The 25,472-nt window shown below is 29.9% G+C and carries 22 protein-coding genes; 3 read left to right on the forward strand and 19 right to left on the reverse strand.

Going from position 1 to position 25,472, the window contains the following annotated elements:
* Positions 1-2 precede the first annotated feature (2 nt).
* The 13 genes from ACWW38_RS03920 to ACWW38_RS03980 form a co-directional block, all read right to left on the reverse strand.
* A complete protein-coding gene (locus ACWW38_RS03920; protein ID WP_456259504.1) occupies positions 3-1,385 on the reverse strand; it encodes a V-type ATP synthase subunit B in 1,383 nt (460 codons plus the stop codon).
* Positions 1,378-3,153, reverse strand: coding sequence for a V-type ATP synthase subunit A (locus ACWW38_RS03925; protein ID WP_456259505.1), 1,776 nt, complete (start codon positions 3,151-3,153; stop codon positions 1,378-1,380). Before ACWW38_RS03925 ends, ACWW38_RS03920 begins: the two co-directional genes overlap by 8 nt.
* A gap of 18 nt (positions 3,154-3,171) precedes the next feature.
* Complete coding sequence (locus ACWW38_RS03930; protein WP_456260414.1) at positions 3,172-3,486, reverse strand: V-type ATP synthase subunit F; 315 nt, start codon at positions 3,484-3,486, stop codon at positions 3,172-3,174.
* A complete protein-coding gene (locus ACWW38_RS03935) occupies positions 3,473-4,474 on the reverse strand; it encodes a V-type ATP synthase subunit C (RefSeq protein WP_456259506.1) in 1,002 nt (333 codons plus the stop codon). The genes ACWW38_RS03930 and ACWW38_RS03935 overlap by 14 nt, the downstream gene beginning before the upstream one ends.
* A gap of 13 nt (positions 4,475-4,487) precedes the next feature.
* Positions 4,488-5,078 carry a V-type ATP synthase subunit E gene (locus ACWW38_RS03940; RefSeq protein ID WP_456259507.1) on the reverse strand — a complete coding sequence of 197 codons (591 nt, stop codon included), beginning with the start codon at positions 5,076-5,078 and terminating at the stop codon, positions 4,488-4,490.
* Between the two features lie 22 nt (positions 5,079-5,100).
* Positions 5,101-5,598, reverse strand: coding sequence for a V-type ATP synthase subunit K (locus tag ACWW38_RS03945; protein ID WP_456259508.1), 498 nt, complete (start codon positions 5,596-5,598; stop codon positions 5,101-5,103).
* 62 nt (positions 5,599-5,660) lie between these two features.
* Positions 5,661-7,610: a V-type ATP synthase subunit I gene (locus ACWW38_RS03950; protein WP_456259509.1), complete on the reverse strand. Its 1,950-nt coding sequence runs from the start codon at positions 7,608-7,610 to the stop codon at positions 5,661-5,663.
* Positions 7,597-7,923, reverse strand: coding sequence for an ATPase (locus ACWW38_RS03955; protein ID WP_456259510.1), 327 nt, complete (start codon positions 7,921-7,923; stop codon positions 7,597-7,599). Before ACWW38_RS03955 ends, ACWW38_RS03950 begins: the two co-directional genes overlap by 14 nt.
* A gap of 227 nt (positions 7,924-8,150) precedes the next feature.
* Positions 8,151-9,992, reverse strand: a complete 1,842-nt coding sequence (locus ACWW38_RS03960) for a B12-binding domain-containing radical SAM protein (RefSeq protein ID WP_456259511.1) — start codon at positions 9,990-9,992, stop codon at positions 8,151-8,153.
* The gene (locus ACWW38_RS03965; RefSeq protein ID WP_456259512.1) at positions 9,961-10,506 is read right to left on the reverse strand and encodes a class I SAM-dependent methyltransferase; all 546 of its coding nucleotides are present in this window, start codon (positions 10,504-10,506) and stop codon (positions 9,961-9,963) included. Before ACWW38_RS03965 ends, ACWW38_RS03960 begins: the two co-directional genes overlap by 32 nt.
* A 138-nt stretch (positions 10,507-10,644) precedes the next feature.
* On the reverse strand, positions 10,645-11,358 hold the full coding sequence (locus ACWW38_RS03970; protein WP_456259513.1) for a zinc dependent phospholipase C family protein: 714 nt from the start codon (positions 11,356-11,358) through the stop codon (positions 10,645-10,647).
* 22 nt (positions 11,359-11,380) lie between these two features.
* Positions 11,381-12,700: a hypothetical protein gene (locus ACWW38_RS03975; protein ID WP_456259514.1), complete on the reverse strand. Its 1,320-nt coding sequence runs from the start codon at positions 12,698-12,700 to the stop codon at positions 11,381-11,383.
* 85 nt (positions 12,701-12,785) lie between these two features.
* Positions 12,786-13,343 carry a ferritin family protein gene (locus ACWW38_RS03980; RefSeq protein ID WP_456259515.1) on the reverse strand — a complete coding sequence of 186 codons (558 nt, stop codon included), beginning with the start codon at positions 13,341-13,343 and terminating at the stop codon, positions 12,786-12,788.
* 381 nt (positions 13,344-13,724) lie between these two features.
* On the opposite strand from ACWW38_RS03980, the gene ACWW38_RS03985 reads away from it, so the two are divergent.
* The gene (locus ACWW38_RS03985; protein WP_456259516.1) at positions 13,725-14,747 is read left to right on the forward strand and encodes a LysM peptidoglycan-binding domain-containing protein; all 1,023 of its coding nucleotides are present in this window, start codon (positions 13,725-13,727) and stop codon (positions 14,745-14,747) included.
* A gap of 191 nt (positions 14,748-14,938) precedes the next feature.
* Here the strand turns inward: ACWW38_RS03985 and ACWW38_RS03990 are convergent, their stop codons facing one another.
* Positions 14,939-15,277, reverse strand: a complete 339-nt coding sequence (locus ACWW38_RS03990; protein WP_456259517.1) for a hypothetical protein — start codon at positions 15,275-15,277, stop codon at positions 14,939-14,941.
* Between the two features lie 175 nt (positions 15,278-15,452).
* Between ACWW38_RS03990 and spoVB the strand changes: the two genes are divergently transcribed.
* Positions 15,453-16,976 (forward strand): stage V sporulation protein B, encoded by a 1,524-nt coding sequence (spoVB, locus tag ACWW38_RS03995; protein ID WP_456259518.1) that lies wholly within the window; start codon positions 15,453-15,455, stop codon positions 16,974-16,976.
* A gap of 910 nt (positions 16,977-17,886) precedes the next feature.
* Here spoVB and ACWW38_RS04000 read toward each other — a convergent pair.
* From ACWW38_RS04000 to ACWW38_RS04020, 5 genes are all read right to left on the reverse strand, one after another.
* Positions 17,887-19,500 (reverse strand): putative polysaccharide biosynthesis protein, encoded by a 1,614-nt coding sequence (locus ACWW38_RS04000; protein WP_456259519.1) that lies wholly within the window; start codon positions 19,498-19,500, stop codon positions 17,887-17,889.
* Between the two features lie 12 nt (positions 19,501-19,512).
* Positions 19,513-20,475 carry an RluA family pseudouridine synthase gene (locus tag ACWW38_RS04005; RefSeq protein ID WP_456259520.1) on the reverse strand — a complete coding sequence of 321 codons (963 nt, stop codon included), beginning with the start codon at positions 20,473-20,475 and terminating at the stop codon, positions 19,513-19,515.
* A 124-nt stretch (positions 20,476-20,599) separates the two neighbouring features.
* On the reverse strand, positions 20,600-21,778 hold the full coding sequence (locus tag ACWW38_RS04010; RefSeq protein WP_456259521.1) for a M20 metallopeptidase family protein: 1,179 nt from the start codon (positions 21,776-21,778) through the stop codon (positions 20,600-20,602).
* Positions 21,779-21,800: 22 nt separating this feature from the next.
* Positions 21,801-23,921 (reverse strand): cell division protein FtsA, encoded by a 2,121-nt coding sequence (locus tag ACWW38_RS04015; RefSeq protein ID WP_456259522.1) that lies wholly within the window; start codon positions 23,919-23,921, stop codon positions 21,801-21,803.
* A gap of 115 nt (positions 23,922-24,036) precedes the next feature.
* Positions 24,037-24,330 carry a hypothetical protein gene (locus tag ACWW38_RS04020; protein ID WP_456259523.1) on the reverse strand — a complete coding sequence of 98 codons (294 nt, stop codon included), beginning with the start codon at positions 24,328-24,330 and terminating at the stop codon, positions 24,037-24,039.
* A gap of 760 nt (positions 24,331-25,090) precedes the next feature.
* Between ACWW38_RS04020 and ACWW38_RS04025 the strand changes: the two genes are divergently transcribed.
* On the forward strand, positions 25,091-25,378 hold the full coding sequence (locus tag ACWW38_RS04025; protein WP_456259524.1) for a S8 family serine peptidase: 288 nt from the start codon (positions 25,091-25,093) through the stop codon (positions 25,376-25,378).
* Positions 25,379-25,472: the final 94 nt, after the last annotated feature.

Consider the following 25,472-nt stretch of genomic DNA (forward strand, 5'->3'; position numbering starts at 1 on the left):
GGCTATTCACCTTCTTTTTGGTCAAGATATTTCTCTAGATATTCATCTCTAATTCTCTTAAGTTCTGTTCTTGGAAGAATCTTAAGGAGTTTCCACCCTAAACTTAAAGTTTCTTCTATACTTCTATTAGTATTGAATCCTTGAGATACATATTCTTTTTCAAAAGCATCTGCAAATTTAGCATAAGCTCTATCAACTTCAGATAGTGCTGATTCACCTAGGATAACTGCAAGTTCTTTTGCCTGTTTACCTTGTGCATATCCAGCAAATAATTGGTTCATTGTATCTGCATGATCTTCTCTAGTCTTCTCTTTACCTATACCCTTATCTTTAAGTCTTGAAAGAGAAGGCAGAACATCTATTGGAGGCATTATACCCTTTTTATATAATTCTCTAGATAGTATTATTTGACCTTCTGTTATATATCCTGTTAAGTCAGGAATTGGGTGAGTTTTATCATCTTCAGGCATTGTTAGTATTGGTATTTGTGTAATAGAACCTGGTTTTCCTTTAACTCTTCCTGCTCTTTCATATAGTGTTGAAAGGTCAGTATATAGGTATCCTGGATATCCACGTCTACCTGGAACTTCTTTTCTAGCTGCTGAAACTTCACGAAGAGCTTCGCAGTAGTTAGTCATATCTGTCATTATTACAAGTACGTGCATTCCCTTTTCATAAGCTAAATATTCTGCAGTTGTTAATGCTATTCTTGGAGTAGCTATTCTCTCAACTGCTGGGTCGTTTGCTAAATTCATAAATAGTACTGTTCTATCAATAGCTCCAGTTTTAGTAAAGTCTTGTATAAAGAATTCTGCTTCTTCAAAAGTTATACCCATAGCTGCAAATACAACAGCAAATTTAGCATCTGATTTTAAAACTCTTGCCTGTCTTGCTATTTGTGCAGCAAGTTCAGCATGTGGAAGTCCTGAACCTGAGAACACTGGAAGTTTTTGTCCTCTAACTAAAGTGTTAAGTCCATCTATAGCAGATATACCTGTTTGTATAAATTCTGATGGATAGTCTCTTGAAAATGGATTTAAAGGTTCTCCATTAATATCTCTTTTTTCTTCTGGAATAATCTTTGGACCTCCATCTTTTGGTCTACCAAGTCCGTCAAAGACTCTACCAAGCATATCTTCTGAAAGACCAACTTCAAGAGGTCTTCCTAGGAATCTAGTTTTAGTTTCTTTTAGATTAATTCCAGTTGAGCCTTCAAATAATTGAATTAAAGCTTTATCATTATTTATTTCAAGAACTCTACCATGTCTTATTTCACCAGTTTGAAGTTCTATTTCAACAAGTTCATCAAAAGCTACTCCAGAAACACCATCTACTAGCATTAAAGGTCCGACTACTTCTCTAACTGTTTTATACTCCTTAAGCATTTACCACACCTTCTTCCGCTATTAACTTATCTATTTCTACTTTTAATTCTTCTCTTATAGCATCGATTCTATCTATATCATTTTCTGGAATATATTTAGCTCTTGCTATCTTATCTTTCATTTCTTCCATATCTATTATCTTCTTTAGGTACACTCCAGCTTTTAATGCTCTTTCAGCTTCATCTTGGAATGAAAGAACAAGCTTTAACATCTTATACTGCTTATTAAGTGATGCATAAGTATCTACCTCGTGGAAAGCATTTTGCATTAAGTAATCTTCTCTTATTGATTTTGCAACTTCAAGCTTTAATCTGTCACCTTCTGATAGAGCATCTATACCAACGAGTCTTACTATTTCTTGAAGGTTTGCTTCTTCTTGAAGAAGTGCCATAGCTTTAGTTCTTAAATCTACCCATTCCTCTGATACATTTTCATTCATCCATTGTCCTATGCTTTCTAAGTACAATGAATATGAATTTAGCCAGTTTATAGCAGGGAAATGTCTTCTATATGCGAGTTGTGCATCAAGTCCCCAGAAAACTTTAACTATTCTAAGAGTAGATTGAGTTACTGGTTCTGAAAGGTCTCCTCCTGGAGGGGATACAGCACCTATTGCAGTTAGTGCTCCTTCTCTTCCATCTTCACTTAGGCATATTACTTTACCTGCTCTTTCATAGAAATCCGCAAGTCTTGAACCTAGATAAGCTGGATAACCTTCATCACCAGGCATTTCCTCAAGTCTTCCTGACATTTCTCTTAATGCTTCTGCCCAACGTGATGTAGAGTCAGCCATAAGAGCAACTGAATATCCCATATCTCTAAAATATTCTCCAATTGTTATACCAGTATATATAGAAGCTTCACGAGCTGCAACTGGCATATTTGATGTATTTGCTATAAGAACAGTTCTCTTCATTAGTGATTCTCCTGTTCTTGGGTCTTTAAGTTCTGGGAACTCATTAAGAACGTCTGTCATTTCGTTTCCACGCTCTCCACAGCCTATATATACAACTATTTCTGCATCTCCCCATTTAGCAAGTTGGTGCTGAACTACTGTTTTACCACTTCCGAAAGGTCCTGGTACACAAGCAGCTCCACCTTTAGCAACAGGGAAAAATGTATCTACTACTCTTTGACCTGTAACTAATGGGGCTACAGGATTTAATTTTTCTGCATAAGGTCTTCCTTTTCTAACAGGCCACTTTTGGATTAATTTAATTTGTTTAATTCCTTTAGCAGTTTCTACTTCTGCAACTACTTCCTCTATAGTATATTCTCCCTCAGTAATAGATTTTAATTTTCCTTCTATTCCATAAGGAATCATTATTTTATGTGTAACTACAGTAGTTTCTTGTACTGTTCCGATTACATAGCCAGATTTAACCTCATCTCCTACTTTTGCAGTAGGAACAAAATGCCATTTCTTTTCTCTATTTAATGCAGGAACTTCTACTCCCTTTGTTAGGTAGCTTCCTGCTTTTTCAGCTATACCTTGAAGTGGTCTTTGAATTCCATCGAACATAGCTTCTATAAGTCCAGGTCCAAGCTCAACACTTAATGGCTCTCCAGTTGTTTCAACAGGAGCACCAGGTCCAAGACCTGTAGTTTCTTCATATACTTGGATTGAAGCTTTGTCGCCTCTCATTTCTATTATTTCACCTATAAGACGCTTTTCTCCAACTTTAACAAGGTCATATATACTAGCTTCTTCCATACCTTCAGCAATAACTAAAGGTCCTGAAACTTTAACAACTCTTCCAATCTTCAAGTTACCTACCTACCTTCCTTATAAAATATTAACTCCTACGGCCTTCTCTACATTATCTTTAATTCTCTGCATACCGATATTTAACGAACCTTGATTGCTTGGAATCAATATAACTGCCGGAAGTGTTTGCCTATTGTATCTTTCTATAGTCTCTTCAATATTCTTAGCAACTTGCTCAGTAACGAATATGACTGCATATTTATCCATAGCCATCCTATCTATAGTTTTTTGGGCTTCATTGGGATCAATAACTGGATATACATCTATTCCTATTGCCTTGAAAGCTAATACAGAATCTTTATCCCCAACAACTCCTATCTTATACATAAATATCACGCAGCCTTTCTCTTATAACTTCAGCGTTAATATTGTTAAGCTTTCCAACCATAATAATCCTAACAAGCTTAATTTCATTCTCTTTAGCAAACATAAAAGCAAGTAAAGGCTCTACTCCAAAGCTTACATATTTTGCATTTTTAATGTATTCCATTATAAAGTTATCAGAAAGCTTTTCAAAAGCATTTAATCTTCCTGATGCAGCAAACTCCTCTATACCGACCCTTAATATTTCACTATAGTCTGTATGAGAAAGCCTATTAATAATGCTTTCATTTGATTCGTTTAACATAGAAATTAAAGTATCTCTATCAATTGCCCCACCATCAAGAAGGACAGTTTCTAAAAACTCCTTAGATTTATTTTGTTTCTTTACTCTAAGTAATGTCTTTAAATTTGACAAATCTATGTTAATTTTCAAAAAATTCAATAAGTACTTATCTCCTATGGTATTAGCTCTAGATAGCATATCTTTATACATGTAGTAATCTAAAATAATATCGATTTTTTGAGGATCCTTCTCTAATTCAAAGGCCGCTTCTACTTTTTCTATAGCCTCCCTCATAATCGGATCTAAATCATAGTAATTTTTTTCAGCTATAAAATATTTAAGCTTTTCCACTTGAACTGTACCTACAGGTATCAAAAGATAGTTTAAGTCCGCTTTTAAAGCATTCTCCTTAATAATTACCTTAATGTTATGGTAATCATATCTTACACTCATAATATCTATTAAGGTTTTATCAGGAGATATAGAATACATAAGGGAATATAATCTTTTTAAATCTTCGCTTAGTATTATTTCATATTCTTCAGGTCTTTTGACATTTCCCATTAAAGTATTAAAATCAGTTTCCTGTAGCATTTTAAATACTTCTTCTGCGGAATTACTATCTATCATTCTGTTAATTTTTGCTCTATCAAGGAGTTTAGTTTCCATTGCTCTTAGCCTTGAAACGGCATGAGCATATTTTATATCACTCATTAGCTATCCTCCTTTAGCTGAATAGTATTCCAGCAACTTCGGCTTCTAGTTCATCTCTCATCAACTTCACTAATGCTTCGAATGTATAATTAATTTCAACCCCACTTTTAGCTAATATATATCCGCCTTTAATATCTCTCTTTTCAGCACTTAGCTTTAATTCACCTTTTTTACCTAAATTCTTCAATGAAGAATTTATTTCAGCAATAAAGTTATCAGAAGCTATGTTTTCACCTACAATTAACTCTTCGTTACCCTCAATTTCTAAAGATAATATGCTTTTCTTAATAAATTCAAGAGTTTTATCCTTAGAGATTGCAGATAGTTTTTCTAATGATTCTGTGAAAACTCTGTCTAAAACCTTTTGCTTAGCTTCTAATTTCATATTTCTCACTTGAATCTCAGCATTGGAAATAACTCTTTCAGCTCTTATTTTTGCTTCTGCATCAGCTTTATCTACTATACTTTTTCTTTCTATTTCAGCTTCACGCTTCTTTTTATCTAAAATATTTTTTTCTTGTAAATTAGCTTCCTCAATTAAAGCCTTAGCTTTGTTTTCGGAATCTTCCAAAATTTTTGATGTTAAACTTTCTATATTAGACACGAACCTTCACATCCCAACTTTGTTATTTTATGAATAAGATCATTAATAATGATGCTACGAATCCTAATAGTGCGTAAGTTTCAACCATAACTGCATATAAAACACCTTTCATTACATGTTCTGGTCTCTTAGCTAATATTGAAATACCTGATGCTGCTGTTTTACCTTGTGCTATAGCTGATAATAATCCTACAAAACCAACTGGTAGAGATGCCATGAATATATATAGTCCTGTTGCAAGACTTGGTGTAGTTCCACCTAATAAACCAATTTTAGTTAATATAATTATAGTTGTAACGAAACCGTATAATCCTTGTGTTCCTGGTAATAATTGAAGAATAAGTGATTTACCGAATTTATCTGGATCTTCATTTACAAGTCCTGTAGCCGCTTCACCAACAATACCTATACCCTTTGCTGATCCTATTCCTGAAAGTAATGTAGCTAATGCTGCACCACAAAGAGCAAACATTAACCCTCCGTTTTTGGATAAAAAGTCCATAAATGTTGCAAAATTCATTTAATATTCCTCCTAACAAGTTGTTATTAATTTTAATTTTTTATAATATTCTTTATTTATAATTATTTATTTACTACATTGATAAATTTACTTTCTGATTTAAGTGGTCTAAATGGTCTTCCGCCACCTTCGTAAAACTTGTTGAAAAACTCTAGATACTGAAGTCTGCTTGAGTGAACATATGCTCCAAGTGCATTGATTCCTAAGTTAAACAAGTGTCCTCCAATAAATAGTATTGTCCCAAATATCCATCTAAGTGGTCCTGCTGGAATTAATGTAATCATAAGATTAAAGGCATTACCTATAAATCCAGTAGCTAAACCTAATGCCAGAAGTCTTGAATATGAAACTACATCTCCAACATATGATGTTATTCCATAAACTCCATATATTCCTGATCCTATTTTACCTGCAATAGTATCTGCATCTCTTCCTTGAGTAAATAATAGTCCAACAATACCAACAATAGCCATTATTTTACCTACTGGTGCCCCCACTCCTGCAATCCAAAGGCCAAGGCCGATTAATGCTATATACCATAAAAGTACATCATATACTGCATCTAGTATCTGACCATTTTTGATTAAATTATAAGCTTTTATTCCAAGTCCCATGAATATGTGAATAACTCCCATTACAACAGCTATTCCAAGAACCAGCATTATGTCACTGGCAGGGTCAATTAGTGGTGTTATTTTCATTCCTAAGAATTTAGCTGGTGCATCACCGAACCATCCACCATATATTGCTCCCCAGAATATTGTTGAAATTCCACAATAAAAGAAAAGTTTTATAAAACTTCTCATTCCCTTTTCCAGGTTGAAAAATTTCAAAGCAATGAATGTAGCAATTGTCAATATAACTCCATAAGCTGCATCTGAAAGCATCATTCCAAAAAAGCAAATATAAAACAAGGATATTACAAAAGTAGGATCTGTTTCCCTATAATTTGGCAACGAATACATTTCTACCACACTTTCAAGTGGTTCAGCAAGTTTGTTATTTTTTAATTTTACAGGGACTATGTCCTCTTCTTCTACTTCTTTAAACTCTAGGAAATAACTACCATCAACTGCTTTTTCCACAGTTTTTTCTAACATTCCATTTGATTCGTAGGTATTCCATCCTTGTATGGCAACTATACTATCACTTTTTAGAAAATTAGAGCAAGCTTTTAATCTAGCTAATTTATTTGCAAAATATTCGTATGCCTCTTGAAATTGAATTATCTTTCCAGATAAAGCTACAAGTTCCTTTTCAACTTCCATCTTTTCTTCTCTAATTAATTTAATTTTTGCTTCATTGGCTTTTATTGCATTATCTGGAGTATCATCAAAATCAAAATAAGCCTTAGAAAAGCTATTATTTTTAATAATTTCCGCGAGACTTGCTTCTTGTTCCTTTAAAGCCACTATTAAAACATATTCTTCCTTTTTACCTTGATTTATTACTTCTATGTAGCTAAAAGGAACCTTTTCATCTATTTCTTTATAAAACCTATCTTTAAATTCATTTGGTATTGAACCCAAATTATAGCTAAGTAAACTAGAACTTTTTATAGAATTAAAAGGAGCATCAAAATTTCTCCATGGCTTTAAAGTTTCTATTTCTGTTTCCAGTTTAGATATCTCATTGCTTTGAGAAATTAGCTTTTCTTCTTTCGCCTTTAAATCCTGATAAACAATGAGCCAATCATTATTTTTCATTCTATTTTCCAGTTCATCAAAAGAAATTGCCTTCTTACCTTCAATCAATGACTTTAATCCGCTTTCTTTCTCTACATACTTTCCCAAGAAATCTAAAGCAAATTTAATTTTTGATAATTGAGTTTCATTGTCCATAATTAGCTCTTCATCAGATGCAGTATTTAAGAAACTCACTTCCTCATCATCTAAATTTTCTTGCAGATTAGTAAATTGGACTCCTTCAAACTTTTGAAGTTCTTTTAAAAGGATTTCTTTTTGAGATTCAAAGGCATATAAAGTAAATTTATTCATCTTAACTATTGCCATTGATATTCACTATCCTCTCAATTACTAAATTTACTGCTTTATCAAGTTTTTCTTTTGAAATATTTAATATCTGTTCTTTTTCACTCTTACCAGCTTCGATTATGGGATTAGCTTTTTTCTGAGCTTCTTCTATAGCAGTATCTATAATTCTCGAATATTCAGACTTTGCTTCAGAAATTATTCTCTTATACTCACTTACTCCCTTTACCTCCGCCTCTTTGACTATTTGGCTTTTTTGATTTTGAGCATTCCTCACAGTTTCCCTTGCTCTTTCCTCTGCTGCTTTAATCTCTTTAATAGCTTCTAGTGCCAAACTCTCACCACCTTTAAATGTTTTATAATTATCACAAACCTAATAAATTATAAATTCTAATGCTTAATATAGTATTTATAACAACTTAATTATAATACCCATACTATACAAATTTCAAAATAAGAAATCATCATTTTCGGAAAATTTAAATAATTTTTCGATAATTAGCATTATTTTTCTCTAAAAATCACTATTAATTATTAATATACTTATTAGTGCTATAAAATTTATAAATTTATTAGATTTGTTATATCCTCTACAATGTCAAATTTATCCTCGTCATAGGCTAAATACAAGGTTTGGAATGAAATTTCATGGTTTTGTATAAAGTGTAACACATTCATAGTAAACTTTTCAATATGTATCTTATTTTTATCAATGTTTATACACTTTATTTTATTTGTGCTATACAATTTCTCTTTAATATTATTTATCATTTTTTTATCTGTATCTCTTATTAAGAATTCTGGAAGCCATCTTTTTCTGTTAAACATTAAGTAATCATACTTCACTATTTCCCTAAGAGCATCATTATTGTCCTTTAGTTTATCACTATTAAATTCTAAAAACACTCTATAATAATCTGGTGATGATATATTTCTATCAAAGTAACCACTTTCATCAAAAAACTTTCCTAAGCTGTAATAGAAATCAAAAGGTTCACTGAATTTTAACTCAAAATACTTTAAAATAGTCGAAAACTTACCCGAATTATAATACTTATCTACCATAGCCTCAATTTTTTTTAATATAATAAGTTCATCGTAACTTATGTCCTTTGTCTTTAATACTTCGTATGGAGGATATGGTGAATATACAATTCCCCATTTATCTTTCTCCAACATCATAGGAGAACCTTTTAATATTTTTAAAAACCCTAGCTGTATTTCTTCTGGTTTCATTGAATATACTTCATTAAAAGATTTTTTGAAGGATTGGAAATCTTCCCCTGGAAGACCTGCTATTAAATCCAAGTGCTGGCTTATATTTTTAAGCTTTTTAATTTCTTCAACTTTCTCAGCTATATCTTTGAAATTTACATATCTATTTATATTTCTTAGGATTTTATCATTAGTGGTTTGAACTCCAACTTCAAATTGAAATCTTCCTTTTGGAGCTTTTGATAAAACTTCAATTTGATCACTTGTCAAAATATTTGCAGATACTTCAAAATGGAACTTTGTCTCAGTATTTTTCTCTATTAAAAACTTCCATATTTCTATTGAAAATTTTTCACTGCAGTTAAAAGTTCTATCTACAAATTTTACAAGCCTTACTTTTTTATCTATTAAAAATTTAAGTTCACTCTTTACTTTTTCAACATCTCTCATTCTTACATTTCTATCTACAGAAGAAAGACAATACTTACATCCAAACGGGCATCCTCTTGATCCTTCATAGTAGACTATCTTATTATCTAGATTATCTTCCTCGGTATATGGAAAAACCACGTTGTTTATGTCTATATTATCTTTTGTGCCGTTATAAAAGACTTTTTCATTATTTTTATAAAATAATCCTTTTATACTATCTAGAGATATTTTTTCTTGCAATATAGTCGTTTGTTTATTAACTATCAACATTTCAGTATTCTTGCAAAATTTATCCACACTTGAATGGTTTATTTCTTTATTGGAATATATACCCTCCTTAAAATTGCAATTTTTGTTATTCCAATCATAAATTTTATATTCTATTAATTTTTTAAAAGTTTCTTCCCCTTCCCCTTCTATTAAATACTCCCCTTTATTCTTCTCTAAAAATTCTCTGCCATTAAAGCTAACCTCTGGTCCACCATAAATTATTTCTATTTTTTCATCAATTAATTTAATAAGCTTTGATAAACCTTTTACCATTTCTATATTCCATATGTAACATGAAAAGGCTATCATATGAGGCTTCTCTTTCATTATTTCCTCTAATATTTTTTCAATTCTATCATTAATAGAAAATTCTCTTATAATACAATCAAAATCTAAATCTCTTGTATAAGCTCTTAAATATCTAATGGCCAAGTTTGAATGTACATACTTAGAGTTAATCCCTACAAGCATCACTTTTAGTTTCATTAATACAATCTCTCCTCTTCTTTTGTGCTTTAATATAATAAATATAGTCTAAGGATTCACAGTCAATTATATGGAAATTTTGATTTAAAAGTTTCACAGTGCCTTCTTTAGATGTATCTTTAAAAATATTCATATCATTAACACTTATTTCCTTACTTTTTTTATCTGGGAGAATAACTTTTATTTTTTTCGAAAATACTTTTCCATATCCTTTGTTAATATCCCATATATGTAGCACTCCGTCTTCTTTTAAGTATGCGCAAATTTTCTCCAGCAAAGACTTCCTTTTTGCTTTAAACATTATACCACTAAAAGATAAAAACAGCACACAGCTGTCATAAATCCCTTTTTCTATAGAATTTATTTTATCTTCTTCTTTTATATACTCTACCTGGAAATTTTGATTATTACATTTATATATATTATAAACTATACCATAGTTACTAAATCCTATATCTAACACATCTCCATCTAGTTTTTTCTCTTCTAGATTAATTATTATTTCATTGCACATCTTCCATTCCCCCTCTCATAAAAATTGCCCTAAACTCTACTATCTATTTTCTACAATAAAAAAATATTTCCTCCAATTCATGGAAGAAATATTTTTTCCTACATTATTATATATAAAATTCTGATACCTGTTTTTATTTTAACATTTAACCTTATATTTCAATTTTTCATAGAAATCTAACATAAATCCTGCAGTAGTTTTTTCAGCTTCTTGAATAATCATGCAAGAAACTTTCATGTATCTTTCCTCTCTATTCCTTATATTATTAAATTTATTATATGCTAAATTTGCTGTAAGTGCATTGTTTTCTATATATTCGTCTAATTCCTTGTATCTCTTTATTCCTTTTTTAGCTTCAAAATGATATCCAATTAATATCTTTTGTATAATCCACAATTCAAAATTTCTATGCCTTTTTAGCAATCTATTATTAACATGGTGCGGAACTGTAGTATCCTGTATCAGATGACACGCTGCTCCAAAATAAAACATACTCCTTGGTATATCTCCTAAGTCTAAATACTTTAAAGATAAGTCATAATACTTTTTGCACTCATCTAAAGCATTTGAAAACCCATATAATCCTCTTCTATTGTCAAAATGGTAAAAGTGATTGCTACTTTTAAAATCTTGATCAGCCCAGGTTACTCCCTCATCTATATACTTTATATTTTTTCTAAAACATCTATACTCTTCTATAAAGCCTTCATTTTTAAGCATTTCTATAGATCTATCATTTATATATTTATGAGCAAGGCATTGAGTTTTTATAATTAGCTTCTTTATTGGATTTATAGCTACCATAAATCCTCTTGCAGTTTTTCCAAATACTCTTTCAGTTATTGTTATCATACTTATTACTCCATTCCAACTTTTACTTACGTTTCTTATTTGATTCCTCAATAGTATATTTTAATATAGCTATTATGATAATTATAGTACTTATTAATAAAAAATAAATAATTGGTCTGTTTTTCATAGAAATTTTTTCAGTTTTATCTAATTTTAAATTGTACATATTCCCTAGATTCGAGTCTAGTATTAGAATTTGATTTTTTGCATATTTAATACTAGAAATTTTACTATTACTATTAAATTCTAATTTTTTACTTAAAACTCCTTTATTGTTTAAAGAATAAATCATTCTTTCACTATCATCATAAAAATATATAGAATCAACATCTCCCAATAATCCACTTTTATCAACTGCTAAACTTTTTAATGTTCCTAAATTTTTATGTGTATACAAGGGTGCTTCAGGATTTGTAGTTGGGTGATTGTCTAATATAAATGGTATATTTCTATTGTTTCCATCCTTAAATCTAGGAGAACTAATTGGATCTCCTCCACTATAATCAGGCCACCCATACCAATTCTTGTATTTTAATACATATATATAATCTGTATCTCCTTTTACAGCTCTAAGTCCTCTATTCTCCATGCCACCTATAGATGCTATCATTCTTTCTTTGCTATCAAAGTCTATTCCATTTACATTTCTTATTCCCCAAGCATATGTACCTGCTGCACCATTCTGTAAGTTATACATAATTACTGAAGCATTTCCGGGGAAATGCCCTGGTATAATTTGTCCATCTATATTTCTTGTGCCATAATTTACGAAAGCTCCAGTCTTTCCTTCATCAAAATTTATTCCTCTCAAGGTTATTTTATAAGGTGATATATCATGACTAAATGGATGATTTTTAACCCAATCATTATCTAATCCAACTACACCTGAGTTTGTAGCAGAACCTATTGTAATATATAAATAATCCCCATTAACTTTAACAAGGCTATTTTTATGATCTCCGAAATTCGGTAATCCACTAATTATCTCTTCACGCTTCTTTTTCTGTATATCATAACTATATACAGAATTATAGCTTGAAAAATATAATTTACCTTTATAATATTCCATGCTATTTATATTCATATTCTTATCAGAAAACACATTATAGCTCTTGCCTTTATTGTCTATAAATTGTATTTTGCTTTTATAAGCTATGTAACAATTCTCTTCATCATCCATTGCAAAATCTACTGCCTTTTTTAAACCTCTATATCTTAAGTCAACTTCTAAGTTATTATCTTTTAAATTAATACTATAATCTTTAATGAAATATTTCTTAAAAGAAATAGCAATACAAATAAAAAACAAAATTATAATTGAAATTTTAATAACCTTTTTCATAGCTCCTCCAAAAAAAATTCCTCTTACCTAAGATATATTTCCTTAGATAAGAGGATATGTATAAAATTTAATTACTCTAAACACTTTATTTTATAGATGTTAAATCTATATGTTCCTTTTCAACTTTAATTAATCCATCAAAAATACTTTTTATTTTCTCATTGCATATATCATTATAGAATTTCTTATAAAAAGCTACAGCATGTTCTTCTCTTCTTTGGGCAGCTTCTAAAAGTGCAGTATCATTATCATATTTATCATAATTTAATTTATTTAGTTTTGGAGAATCTTTAAATCCTCCTAAATTTTTATGAACCCTTGCATGCATATACTCAATCTTACTTAAATCTATAAACATATTTTTTAGCTTTTCATCTTTAGCAAGCTTAGAAATTTCCATATAGAAATCTCCATTAAATGTTTCTAATTTCATAGCATTATCTAATATTTTTAATGTTTTAATATCTAAATTTTTACTTTCTATCTTATAAACTTGTCCATTATCCTTCAAATATACTTTGCCTACTCCACAAAAAGGACAGTATAATATATTTTCACTTTCATTTTTATGAGAAAATGCATAAGAATTAACATTATAATTTTTTTCATTTATTATCATTCCACATACTAAACATTTTAACATCCTGTTTTCACCTCGCAATCTATACACATATTATTCTAAATGAAAAATATTATATTTACTAACACTACTTTTTAATAATTTAATAATATTTTCGGCATAAATTTATTTATTTATAATTAAATTACTCGTTTTATTATTAATTATTATTAATAATATACCGAATTAATGGAATTTTATCATGCAAATTTATATAAAAATAAATTTCTTATAGAAAATAAAGTAGAATATCATTTATTTTTAAATTTATCCTTGCTTATTTTAATCTTCAACTAACCTATTATTGGGCTAAATTGGATAACTACCCTTTAACCCACTAATTACATCCTGTGATTTTCTATGGATAATATAATTACATTCCTAAAAACTGGGGGAGGTAATATGATGAAGATAAAAAAATTAGCAGGCATAATTACAGGACTACTGTTATTTGTAAACGTTTCAAGTGTTAAGGCAGCTACAATAATTAATTATTCTGTAAAAAGTAATGATACGCTATGGTCTATTTCTAATACCTATAATACTTCCATTTCAAGAATAACCACTTTAAATGGAATAGACCCAAATGGTTATATCTATGTTGGACAAGCCTTAAAAGTAGAAGATAATCGCTACATAAATCATACAGTTATCTCTGGAGATACTCTTTGGAAAATATCAGTAAAATATAATACTACTGTTGATATGATTATGGAATTAAACAATTTAAGTACTTATAATATACAAATAGGACAAACTCTTCATATTCCAGCTGCATCCACATCATCAAATGCCATAACTTCTACAGTAAAAACAATGAACTATGCAATTGTTTCTGGAGATACTGTATGGGGCATTGCTCAAAAATTCAATACTTCAATGGATGCAATTATAAAAAGTAATATGCTTGCGGCTCCAATTTTTATGCCTGGACAGATTATAACTGTCCCTGTCAATTCCACAGAAATAGTAAAACCTATAGGTATAACTATGCTTAAACCTAGAATTAATAATAAATATGGAGATCTTTATACTTGGGAAAATGCTAGAAGGTTATTTACCGTTGGTCAGATAGGGACTATAAGAGATTTGTATACAGGAATAACTTTTAATGCTAAATATTATGGCGGCTCTAATCATTCTGATATTGTACCTTTAACATATGAAGATTCAAATAAAATGAAGCAGATATTTCCTAGCTGGTCTTGGGCACTAATGCGTCCAATGATTCTAACTTTTAATCAAAATGGTACAAACTATCAGCTTGCTGTAAGTGTAACAGGTATGCCTCATTCGACAACTGATATGTATAGTCAAAATGGAATAGATGGTCACTTTGATATGTACTTTTACAACAGCACAAGCCATGTCTCAAATGAACTATCACCTACTCATCAAAAGAATGTTTTAATTGCTAATGGACAATAAGTAACCTTTTTATAAATAAAATTAGTAATCAGCAACTAATCGCCATCAACTAATAAAACAGTAAACTTTACAATTACATGGAATCCAGTTGTTAATTTTGTTTTTATTTAGTCTATAGTTTTTACGTAGTAAAATATATACAACTTGGTACTAGTTACTGATTACTAAAAAACTGAAAGCTATTAATAAAGTCATTCATGTTTTTTTTCACAATTCAACTTTGACACATATGGCATTATCATTATAATAGTAAAAAATAAAATTCCATTAAAACTCATATCATCAACAAAAGTTCTACCTATTATCATCCAGTATATTAGAGTTATGATAACTTGCAAACTCACATATTCCCCAGCTTCTTTTATCATATTTCTATTTGATAAAAAACTACTAAGTAGAATATATGATATTCCAATAATACTATATATTAAACATGAATGAATAGAATTAGTTACAGTATAAGAGCAGTATATTAAAAATAAAACTATCATTGAATATACTAACTTACTATTAATTTTACATCTGGTCATAATGATAAACCTCCACAAAGCTTATTTCCACCTATAATATAATTATATTACATATTTTGGAATTTATCCTAATAATATTATTGTCACTCCATATTCCTTTGTTTTTTAAATTTAGAATATAATTTATCTTCTCATCATACTTATTAATGTTACTAATTCTAAGGAGTTGACTTAGGTGAAAAAAGATAAATTTTTTAAAAATTCTATATTATTGACCCTTTCAAACTCTACAACTGGTGTATTAAAGTTTATTTTTTCCATAATATTATCACGGGAACTAGGTGCCGAAGGAATGGGGCTTTACGCACTAATAATGCCAATTTACGATCTGTTTTCTTGCCTGGTATGCGGTGGTATGATAACTGCAATTTCTAAACAGTCTTCGTCTTTTTACAGTAAAAAAGACTATAAAAATCTACATAAATCTATTCACATAACCATAGTTTTCGATTTAGTATGGACTTTATTAATTGCTATTATTGTGGCTTTAAATTCAAAGTACATAAGTATTAATATTATTAAGGATATTAGAAGCTTAAACAGTCTTCTCTTGGTCTGTATAGCTTTAATATTTGTAGCACTATCTTCTATAATAAAAGGATATTTTTACGGGGTATCCAATGTAAATACTCCAGCTATTATAGATATATTTGAAAAAGTTATAAGAATAGGTGTTACAATTTTTGTGATTAGAGCATTACCTATTAAAGAAATTGAAAATACAGTTACTGCTGTTTATGGAGCATTAGCAGCTGGAGAATTTTTTAGTTTTCTATTTCTGTATATTTTCTATAAAATAAATAAAGCTAAAGATTTATCTCATTCATATAGCAGTAATTCTATTGAAGGAAATGCCCAGCTTCTATTCGATATACTTGTTATGTCTATTCCACTATGTGTAAATGGCTTCCTATCAACTGCTATATCTACAATATCCACTTTAGTTTTGCCAAGACGTCTTCTAATTGCAGGATTTGATCATAGCACTGCTTTAGGCATGATAGGAAAATTTTCTGGGATGGCACTTACAATAATATTTTTTCCACTTGTAGTAGTTATGTCTATGTCCATTGTACTTATTCCAGATATTGCAGAGAGTGTAGAAAAAAAGGATTACATAACTTTGGAAGAGAGAATTCATCAGGTTCTTAGAATATCATTCTTACTTGGAATGGCTACATTAATAGTATGCTTTAGTATGCCTAATTCACTTGGAATGCTGTTTTTTGGACGAGAAGACTTAGGTACTTATATAAAATTTGCTGCTATTTCAGCCCCATTTACCTATATATCTGCTACTACCTTCAGTATACTTAACGGCTTAGGTAAACAGGGAGTCCTTCTGCGTAACTCCCTTATAGTAGCTGTTGAAGAATTAATTCTACTATATGTATTAACTTCAATCCCAAGTATTAATATTTTAGGTTATGGATTAAGTTTAATGATAACTTCATTAACAAGTTTAGTAATGAATTTATATGAAATCAAGAAAAGATGTTATCTAAAACTATCCATAGAAGACTTTTTTATAGATATGCTATTAAGCTTGCTAATTTATTTTTCATTAAATATAATGAACAACTTAATTTCTGATACCTTCTTTAAAACTAAAACAATATTTATGATAATTTCTGGTTTCACCCTATTTTTCTTTATACTATCTTTTGTAAATAAAGCACTTAATGAAGTTAAAGACTAAATATAAGTATAGTACGACAAAATGGCGGCCTTGGTAGCTACAAAGTAAGGTGCTAAAAACCGAGGGTGTATAATTCAACAGAGAATCTTCGCTGCGTTAAGAAGTTCTAAGTTTGTGCCTTTAAAAATTCCCTACCCAGCCCTATGCATCGTCCTGATGCAGGTCCGGCTCCCACCCGTCCTGGGTGGGAATTACGGTAATTTTAAAATTCACAAACTAAGAACTTCTAAGACTTGCTCAAAATTCTCTTAATGAATTATACACCCTCTTACTTTCAGCACCTTAAATTGGGTAAATCAAGGCCGCTATTGCTTATACAAAAATTAACAACTGTAATAGTAATGACTATTTAGACTATAGTTAATTTAATGGACAGTGTAAGTATTATATTAATTGACTTATTAAAAAAGCGCAAAGCGCTTTAACCCGATTAGGGTGCCAGGGTTTTAGGCGTAAGCCTTTTGAATTTATGCTAGTACCTCCTGATTACAATTAATTAAGGTATATAAGAAGAATCCTAGACTTCAGAGGAGACTTGTAACTCCAACTGAAGCTTATTAACATAATTATTAGAAGTTTTACTCCTTAGAAATATTTATCTAGTATGTATAACTATTAAAAAACAGTTTTGAAAAATATCAACATGCTATCGCATTTATTTATAGTAATTCTTTAAGTTGTACTCAATAATGCTTACGTAGTAACTTTATAGTGTGATTACGCCATGCAAAATTATCATTTTGCTTTTTGAAGTCATTTCAGTATTTACTATAGTAATTACTAGTTGTAACTAATTAAGGCATGTAAGATTACTGGCTAGCATATATGTATCAATTGAAGGTTTCTCAATGATACATATATGCGTTAGCCTAGTAATCTTACATGCCGCTATTTTGTCGCACTTTACTTATTATTTGATTCTCTTAAGAATTGCCCTAGGTATTAATCTTGTAATTTTAGAAGGCAATTCATCCATGTCTTTTCTAGTTATTCCTCCTGTTATGGCAAGACCATACATATAAACAAATACTCCTATTGCAATAGCTATAATAGTAGCTATTGCATTGTTTATATATCCTGTAATAGAAGATCTTAATAAAAGTATTGTTAGAACAGCATAAACTCCGTAAACCACTAATCCCATTAAAGCAGAAGATAAAAATGGTTTTACAAAATGAGTTGAAAGCTTAACTCTAATTTTAAGTGTTTTATTTATAAGCATATAGTTAAGTATAAGAGGTATTAAGAAAAATACCATATTACCGTAAATTGCACCTATTATATTTACCTTAGGTATTCCAACTAAAATATAATTTGTTAATATCTTACCAAATACGCCCAATACCATAAATAGTGTTGAAGTATATAGCTTTCCTACACTTTGAAGTATAGAAGTTTGTATTAAAACAATAGAATTTAAAATTAAAACTACTGAACCATAAAGCAATAGTACTCCACCTTGTTCTTCTTTAAATAGTAATTGGAATACTGCATTATTTAAAACTGCAAGTCCTATTGCAGATGGAATTGCTACTAAAAAGCAAAATCTAAATGCATAATTTACTTTATTTTGAACACTCTTCTTATCCTTTAGTGAATATGCCCCTGATATAGCTGGTAATACAGAAGCTGCCAGTGCTGACACTAGAGTTATTGGCACACTTAATAGAGTTCTATACATATTAAATAGAGCGAACTTCTCATTACTTCCAATTTCCCCCAAACCCGAATGAAGAAGTCTTCTTTTAACTATTCCTAAATCAATAATATCTCCTGAATATTGAAGTCCTACACATATAACAAGTGGAAGTCCGTACTGAACTATTCTTTTAGCTAACTGTTTATTAGTATGTCTGCTCCTATCTAGCTCTCTATATCCTTTAGGAACTTTAATGACTTTATTTTTTTCATATACAAATATAAGATATACAGCAGCTATCAGGGAACCTAGTGAAGTACCTAAAGTACCTCCTGCACATCCTGCCTCCACTCCATATTTCATAAACATAGCTGCAAATACTAATGTAAATATAGTATTGATTATTTGCTCTAGAATTTGAGACACCGCAGTGGGAGTCATATTCCCTCTACCCTGGAAATAACCTCTATAAGATGAAACAATTGATGTAAAAAATATGGTTGGAGCTAATGCCATAATAGCTAATTTTGAGCTTTCATAGCCAATAGCACGAGCTAATGGGCCTGCAAATATGAACATCATTAAACTCATTACAGTACCAATTATAAGCATCATAAATCTTGCTATCTTAAAACTTTTAACAGCATCTTTATAGTGACCTAAAGCTATGTATTCTGACACTAATTTTGATATAGCAACAGGTATTCCTGAGTTTGCAAGAACATATATCCATACATATATTTTATATGATGCACCATATATGCCATATCCATTTAGTGTAATTATCCTTTTCAAAAAAGGTATGTATAAAAGGGATAATAATTTTACAATTATCCCCGCTGCTGACAATATGGCGAAACCTTTAGTAGTTGATTGTTTTTTCATACTAAAACTCCCCTAAAATTTTAAAGCATCCTTTTTAATCTTCTTGAAAATTGGTGGTAGTGATTCTGTTACAACTTTATTTTCCATATAAGCAAGCTCTTTTGGACAATCTTTAAAAACTAATTTATATGCATAAAGATATTGAAAACTTAATCCATATTTGTTATTGAAAAAGTTATTTAATTTCTTATCTCCATATTTAGTATCTCCTATTATAGGATTACCTAAATATGATAAATGAGCTCTTAGTTGATGACTTCTTCCTGTAATTAAGTCCAATTCTAAGAATGAAAAACTTCCTACAGTATCCAACACTTTAACTTCCATAGCTATTTTCTTAGAATCTGGTTTTTTATTAGCAGAAATTTGAGAAATATTATTTACTTCATTTTTTAAAATATATGCTTCATAGCACCCTTCTTTAAGCTTTCCTTTTACTAATGCATTATAATACTTTTTAATTTTTCTTTCTCTTATCATTTCATTTAAAAGCTTCAAGCTTTGAAAATTCTTACCAAATATAACTAAACCTGACGTGTTTCTATCTAGCCTATTACATGGTGCCGGTGTAAAAGTAATTTCATCTTCAGGAATATAATCTCCTTTTTCATGAAGATATGATAGTACATAATCTGTTAAAGATGGTTCTCCTTCTTTTCTATCTGAATGTACAAGAACCCCAGGCCATTTTTCCACGATTACCATGTTCTCATCTTCATATGTAATCTTAATAGAACTGTAATCTACTTCATTATATTCTCTCACTTGCTCTTTTTTTTCAGATTGGATATATTTAGTTTCTAATATATCTCCTTCTATTAAAAAATAATCCTGCTTAACTTTTTTATCATTAACTCTTATGTCCCCTTTTCTAAGAGCTTTAAATATTGCTCCTAGAGGTACATCTTTCAGTAATTTTCTTGAAAACTTATCTACTCTTTGTCCTGCCTCATTTGGTCCTATTTCAATTCTCATTTTATACCTCCGCATAATATTGCATCATAGTCTTACTATCATCATTTTTCGACGCAACATCAAAAATTATATACTAACCATAATAAGTTTACAACTATAAACATTATAATTTACAAATCATTCTTTATTTTTCCAACTTATTTAAGAGTCTCACTGCAGTTTCACATTGTATTGCAACTCCGATAGCTATACTATTTTCATCCACATCAAAAAGATTGCTGTGTAACGGATGTACTATTCCTCTTTTTTCATTTCTTGTGCCCAAGTAATAAAAAGCTGACGGTCTTTCTAATGAAAAATATGCAAAACTTTCAACTCCCATGGTTGGCTTTTGAAGTTTTACTACATTTTCTTTTCCTATTATACTTTCTGCCCCATCCTCTAATATTTTTACTACTTTATCATCATTATATAAACAAGGATAGCTTTCCTCTATATTAATTTCACACTTTCCCCTCATAGAAGCAGTTATTCCTTCAACTACTTCTACTAGCCTACTTTTAACATATTCTCTATGTTCACTAGTCATGGTTCTCATTATTCCTCTTATCTCTACCTCATCAGGTATTATGTTTTGTGCAGTTCCTCCATGTATAGATCCAATAGTTATAACAGCTGGATCTGTTGGGGGAATTTCACGGCTAACTATATTTTGAAGCGCTGTGATAACATTTGCACTGATTGCTATTGGATCTATGGTACTGTGTGGATATGCACCATGCCCCCCTTTTCCAATTATTTTTATATTAAAAGGGTTAGAGGCTGCATTTACTACATCTCTTTTTATACCTATTTTTCCAACTTCAATATTCGGCTCCACATGAAGTCCTATTATAGCATCCACTCTAGGATTTTCTAACACTCCTTCTTGGATCATGTGAATAGCACCACCTGTAGTCTCTTCAGCTGGTTCAAATAAGAGTTTTATATTTCCGTTTAGCTTATCCTTAATTTCATTTAATATTTTGGCAGCTCCTAAAAGTACAGTTGTATGAACATCATGACCACAGGCATGCATCTTTCCTTTTGATTTAGATGAATATTCACATGCTTTTTTATCTTCTATAGGAAGAGCATCCATATCAGCCCTTATACCTATAGTTTTATCCCCACTGCCCTTTATGATACCACAAATTCCATTTTTAGAAGTTTGTATATATTCTATGCCTTCTTTTTCTAAGAAATATTTTACTTTTTCCACCGTCCTTGGAAGGTCATAGTCTAACTCAGGGTTAATATGAAAATCCCTTCTTATATCTACTAATTGGTCTTTTATTTCTTCTGCTCTGTTCAAAAAATTCATTATAATATAGCCCCTTTACAAGTTATTCCCAATAAATTTTTATAATGTCTCCATATTTTAATTCATCATAATATCCAGCCTTCTTGTCATTCAATAAAAGTCTTAAATTACCTTGAGGTATGGTTAAATTAAATTCTATGTAATTAAAAATATCTATAAATACATATTTATCTTTTCCCTTTAATATTACAGGTTCATCATTCACTATAACTTTAAGTTGGTTTTCTTCTACTTCTTTTTCAGCTGCAACCTCTTGTCTACCTGTTTCATTAATATTTAAATTTTCTTCACTATTAACTGGCTCAACTGTATCATTAGTGCTATTCTTAGTACTTTCTATATGATTTTCAACTTCTAAAATTTCTTCCTCAGAACTTTCTTCTATACTATCTATATATTCTCTATCTTTTTTATATATTCTGTCCCCTTCTTTAATAACATAATCAAATGCTATCTCTGAATCTCTTAAATAGTATTCCCCTTCTTTATCCTCATCATTAAAATATTTTATGTAATCCCCTAATGTAGAAGGAAATAATATTTCTAATTCATCTCCCTCTTTTATATGCTCTTCAAGAGATACCATTTTTTTATTTGCAAAAATCACTGGGTCCAAATTTTGAATTATATCATTGAAATAGAAACTTACTGAATTTATTTTTTTCACAAATTCCATTATCTTTGGTGAAGCGTCTTTTCCATCCTTTGCGAAAATTATTTCAATATTATCCCCTTCTTTTATTTCTGTATCAATGCTTCCAACTTTATCATTTATCTTTATCTGTGCACTTTCAGCTAATGTTCCAAAGGCAACTCTTTTTATACCATTTAAGGTAAATCTAATATTTTTCCCATTCTTGCCAACCAATACTTTGTGGCTAATTCCAGCCTGAAGCATCACATCCATAACTGTGTGTTTATGTGAGTTAAAAAGGCTTATCACTTCGTTATTTAATATTACATCTATAAAATCATTGCCTGATTTTTTAATTGCTATAAGGGCAATTCCTAGCACAGTGACTCCAGTACTTCCTAATTCTTCATTAAAGTTTGTACATTCTATAACTGCTTCTCTTCCCTTTATACCTATTCTTTGTGAGGGCAAGCCTAGCTTTTCAGATAATGCATCTTTAAAGTTAGGTGTATGTGCCCCTCCTCCTACTAAAAAAACTGCATTAGGCGCTTTACCACCATTTAGCTCTATGATTTTATTAGCAATCTCATTAGATATTTTTTCTATTATAGGATTTATAGTTTTTATAATACTTTCAGAAGGCACATCATTTTCTATTCCTAAAATATCTGTATATTTTATTCTTTCTTCTTTAGTCAATTTTTTCTTTATTTCTTCTGCAGTATTAAAATCCACTAAATAATTTTGTACTATAACTTCAGTAATCTCATCTCCAGCCATAGGTACCATTCCATATGCACTAATACTATCATTACTACTTATGGCAATATCAGAAGTTCCTGCTCCCACATCAACTAAAGCAATATTAAGTAATCTTAGTTTTTTAGGAACTGCAGCTTCAATAGCTGCAATAGGCTCTAATGTTAAACTAATTACATTTAGATCTACTTTTTTCATAACAGAATAAAGACTATCCACAACAGATCTTGGAAGAAATGTTGCAATTACATCTGCTGAAATACTTTCACCCTTTTGTGAAAGTAAGTTTGATATAATATATCCATTTAAATAATAATTTTTCACGCTATATCCTACACAGTAAAGTTTTCCTTCAGTTTCTCTATTTACTTCTTCTTCAGCTTTTTTTACTGCTGTAAGTTCAAGGCTTCTAATCAGCTCTCTATCTATTTCTCCATTTTCATCTACTTCAATTTCCACTTTTACTTCTGTGGTTCTTAAAAATCTTCCTGCTGCTGCTATAGAAACTTCATTTAATTTAAAACCTATCTCTTCTTCTATAGACTTCTTTATTGAATTAACAGTGCTTGCAACTAAATTCACATCATGAATTTGTCCATCAATCATTGCTCTTTCTTGATGCTCTAAGTATCTTTCACATATAACATTAAACTTTTTATCTCTAACTACACCAATTGTACCAATAATTGAACGTGTTCCTATATCTAATGCAAAAATTATATCCTTTGGATTAATATCTAAAAGTTTCATATTAAACTCTCCTTTTAGCCCAATATAAAAGCTCATATTCTATGAATATGAGCCTAATAAAATTATATATTATACTTTTACTTTATTCAACAAACTCTGCAGTAAGTTTGGTTATTTAATCCACTAGTCTTAGAACATTGGATTTTTCATTTACATAAGGTAGTCTTTTAATCACTTCATATACATATTTTAGCTTTCCTTGTTGTAGCGCTTCTTCTTTTGAAAATTCTTTGAAGCAAAGCATTTTGCACCAAAATTCAATAAAGTCATCCTTATTAATAAATTCAGTTACACCCTCTTCTTCAACAACAAATCCGCTTCCGTATTTTTCTATTATGTATATATTTGTTATTTCATCTTTTGAAATCATTGATAAGGCATCTTCCCACATTCTTTTAAAAGGAATCATGTCACTCACTCCCTACCTAGCCAAATGATTATACTACAGGCCAATTATTTTCTAGAATTAGTTTAACACATTAAAAATAAATATGTCAACTTATCTATTAAACCTAGATTTTAAGAATATCACATAGTTTTTTTGTTCTATACTATTATCTTTATATTACACAATTTTTTTAATTAATCCATTATTATATAGTACAGTAGGATCAAAAGTTCTGTGCATACTATTTTCAAAATTAATTACATCCATAACTACCCTATAAAGAAGTAAATTAACATATTAAGAATAACTGTTTTTAATATTCCCCTAAAATAGACTTTTATTTGCCATTCTTCAATTGAGAATGCGACTATAAACAGAAAATAAATAGTATATAATGTAAAAATGATTATTTACAATTTATTAATATTTGTGTAAAATTTAGTAATGTAATATATATCAATTATATAAACTATATCAACTTTGTTAAAAGATTACTGTGTTCACTTATTTTATCGGTGTATACCCTATTATTTTCATAAATAACCTATTTTATAGGACTTGAATGATTCATAAATAATGGTATACAGGTAATTAATATAAGTTAGCAGGTATTAGATTAGCAAGCTTTACATGATGCTGTTATAAAAACAAATCAAACTGATGTAATTCAAATTGTAGCAGCTAAAAATAGTACAAGCACTCATATTATGTATCCAGCAGCATATTCAAAGGTTATATCTGTTGCAACAACTGATATAAACAACCAAGTTAGTACATTTTAGTGGGTTTATCAGCTCTAGGTGTAGATATATATTCTGCATATAAAAGTTCAACTTATGCAACTTTAAATGGAACGTCAATGGTAGCACCACACGTAACTGAAACTGTATCACTGCCATTATCATATCAATCAAAGGTAGATGTAAATAATGACGGTAAATGTACATCTGAAGCGATTAAATCAAGGTTAAAAAGAACAGCAATAGATTTAGGGCAAGTTGGCAAAGATAATATTTATGCTTCAGAATTAATAGATATTCAATGCTCTTATTCAATAAGCTTAATCTAGGTATAAGTATCAATTAAGAATCTAATTGGATAAATGATGAAAAATATGATAAATAATGTATAAAATTCAATATATTTTCAAAAAAATGTTGTAA

Source organism: Clostridium sp. JNZ J1-5 (assembly GCF_053901425.1).